This is a genomic window from Bartonella sp. MU70NMGDW, from assembly GCF_042194085.1.
GTDB classification, from domain to species: domain Bacteria; phylum Pseudomonadota; class Alphaproteobacteria; order Rhizobiales; family Rhizobiaceae; genus Bartonella; species Bartonella grahamii.
This window is the reverse complement of record NZ_JBHIMK010000173.1, coordinates 1-2594: the sequence shown is the minus strand read 5'-3', so window position 1 is coordinate 2594 and position 2594 is coordinate 1. Positions and strand designations below refer to the sequence as shown.

3 protein-coding genes are annotated in these 2594 nt (G+C 37.5%); all 3 read left to right on the top strand.

Annotation, left to right across the window (positions count from 1 at the left end; translation table 11 throughout):
* Nucleotides 1-132: 132 nt before the first annotated feature.
* Entirely contained in the window at nt 133-1089 is a 957-nt protein-coding gene (locus ACFIKE_RS09290) for an ABC transporter permease (protein ID WP_375649505.1), read from the top strand.
* On the top strand, nt 1082-2032 hold the full coding sequence (locus tag ACFIKE_RS09285; protein ID WP_375649503.1) for an iron chelate uptake ABC transporter family permease subunit: 951 nt from the start codon (nt 1082-1084) through the stop codon (nt 2030-2032). The genes ACFIKE_RS09290 and ACFIKE_RS09285 overlap by 8 nt, the downstream gene beginning before the upstream one ends.
* Nucleotides 2029-2594, top strand: a 566-nt coding sequence (locus ACFIKE_RS09280; protein ID WP_375649500.1) for an ATP-binding cassette domain-containing protein, incomplete at its 3' end; no start/stop codon positions are given. The genes ACFIKE_RS09285 and ACFIKE_RS09280, both read left to right, overlap by 4 nt.

The following is a 2594-nucleotide window of genomic DNA, read 5'->3' as shown; positions in this document are numbered from 1 at the left end:
ATCAATGAAGCCTTTACAAAGAGCAAATAAGCGTACAAAAGAGCTTGCTTGCTATATAAATAAAATTTAAAAGCAGAGATTGTTTATTAAGCAGTCTTTGCTTTTTTTAATTTTGTTAGAAAATGATTTAACGTGAAGAATTACTGGATAACCATAACACTTCTCATTCTCCTGTCTATCCTCAGCATTTTTGTTGGTTATTCTGATGTCACACCTTCTGACCTTTTCGCAGCCGATCCCCATGCGTGGCTTATTTTTTGGCAAACCCGTCTTCCTCGTACCATTGCAATCCTTTTAGTAGGTGCATCACTTGCACTTTCAGGTATGATTATGCAACTATTGACACGCAATCGCTTTGTCGAGCCATCAACCGCTGGAACTGTTGAATCTGCTTCCCTTGGCATTCTTTTTATTATGATTTTTTTACCCGATATCCCTGTTTTAGGAAAAATGGTCGTTGCGACAATTTTTGCCATGGCAGGCACTTTACTTTTTATGTTTTTATTGCGACGCATTCCTCTAAAATCTGCTCTCATTGTACCCCTTACAGGGATTATGCTAAGCTATATTATTGGCTCTTTAACCAATGCCATTGCAGATTATGAAATGTTACTCCCTTCTCTTCAAGCTTACTTATTTGGCAGTTTTTCGATGGTTCTTGAAGGAAAATATGAACTCTTATGGTTATCCCTTCCCCTTTGTATTCTAGCCTATTGTACTGCTGATCGCTTTACGGTTGCAAGTTTGGGAGAAGATTTAACCAATAACCTTGGATTGAATTATCGTGTTGTCATGTTTTTTGGTCTTTTTATTGTCGCCTCAATCACTGCTGTTGTTGTCTGTACCATTGGCCGTATTCCTTTTGTTGGACTCATTGTGCCCAACCTTGTGTCAAATTTCATGGGCGATAATATGCGCCGTACTGCTCCTTGGGTGGCCATCAGCGGTGCAGGATTGGTCTTGATTTGTGATCTTGTAGGACGAATAATTCATCCCTCTCTTGAAATTCCCATCAGCACTATGATGGGTGTAATCGGTAGTTTTATTTTTATGATACTGCTTTTACGCTGGAGAAAGCGTCTTGGATAGAAGAAGAAAAACAATATGTGTACTAACAACACTTATCATCATAGCATGTACTGTCATTAGTCTTTACATGACGTGGAATATCAATGTTTATACATGGACATTTCGTCTTACAAAACTTTCCTCTCTGCTTCTTATTGCCTATGCAATAAGCGTTTCTACGGTTTTATTTCAAACAATCGTTAATAACCGTCTTCTTACCCCTTCAATTATGGGATTTGATCAGCTTTATATTTTAATAAAGACTGTTCTGATATATTTTGTAGGCTCTCTTTCTTTGCCCTTTTTAAATGAAGAAGGACAACTCATTCTCGAAGCCCTCATTCTTATTCTTTTTTCAATAAGCCTTTTTCGCTGGCTATTTTCAGGAAGCCTAAAAGGACTTCACTTAACGCTTTTAATTGGTGTTGTTTTAGGCGGCTTTTTTTTCAGTTTACGGATGTTTATGCAATTGCAATTAAATCCAGACCAAATGATGAATTTAACGGATATTATGTTTGCAAATTTTAATAAATTTAATACGTCCCTCGTAAGCTTTGCCACAATCATTGTCTTCATTGTGAGTCTGATTGGATGGTATTCTCGTCATCTTCTTGATATTTTGGCTTTGGGACGTGATAATGCTCTTAATCTTGGCGTTAACTACCACAAAAGTGCGACAGCTGTCCTTATTTTTGTTTCCATTCTCGTTTCCATTTCTACCGCATTAGTAGGCCCAGTCACCTTTTTTGGACTGTTAGTTGCCAACCTTTCCTATGAACTTTCTCCTCAAGCAAAACACAGTGTTGTTGTGCCGATTGCAATATTATTAGCGATTATTTGTTTGGTGGGAGGACAATTTATTTTAGAGCAAATTTTTCACATGGCAGGACGTTTAAGTTTTATCATTGAATTTTGTGGGGGTATTGTTTTCTTAATATTACTGATGAAGGGAAAACTAAAATGATTGAGATCAATCATCTTTCCAAGGCTTACGGAGCACGATTGATTATCGATAATTTATGCCTTCATCTTCCCAAAGGGGGGATTATTTCTCTCATTGGGCCCAATGGTTCGGGAAAATCAACTCTTTTAATGCTGATAAGACGTCTTTTGCCACACCATAATGGTACAATTCATATCGACGGCTTTGATATTGATAAAATGCCCCACGATATTTTGGCTCAAAAACTCTCAATTTTGCGTCAAGATAATCCTTTATCCTTCCGTTTAACCGTGTACGATTTAGTAAGTTTCGGACGCTATCCTTATTCAAAAGGCTGGTATACACATGAAGATAAACAATTTATCGACAGTTCGCTACGCTATCTCGGCTTACAAGATTTAAAAGATCATTTTTTAGATGAGCTTTCTGGCGGTCAGCGTCAACGCGCTTTTATAGCCATGGTTATCTGCCAAGATACTGATTATCTTCTCTTAGATGAACCATTAAACAATCTGGATATGAAACATGCCGTTTCTATGATGAAGCAGTTACGCCGCACAGCTGATGAACTGAAAAAAACCAT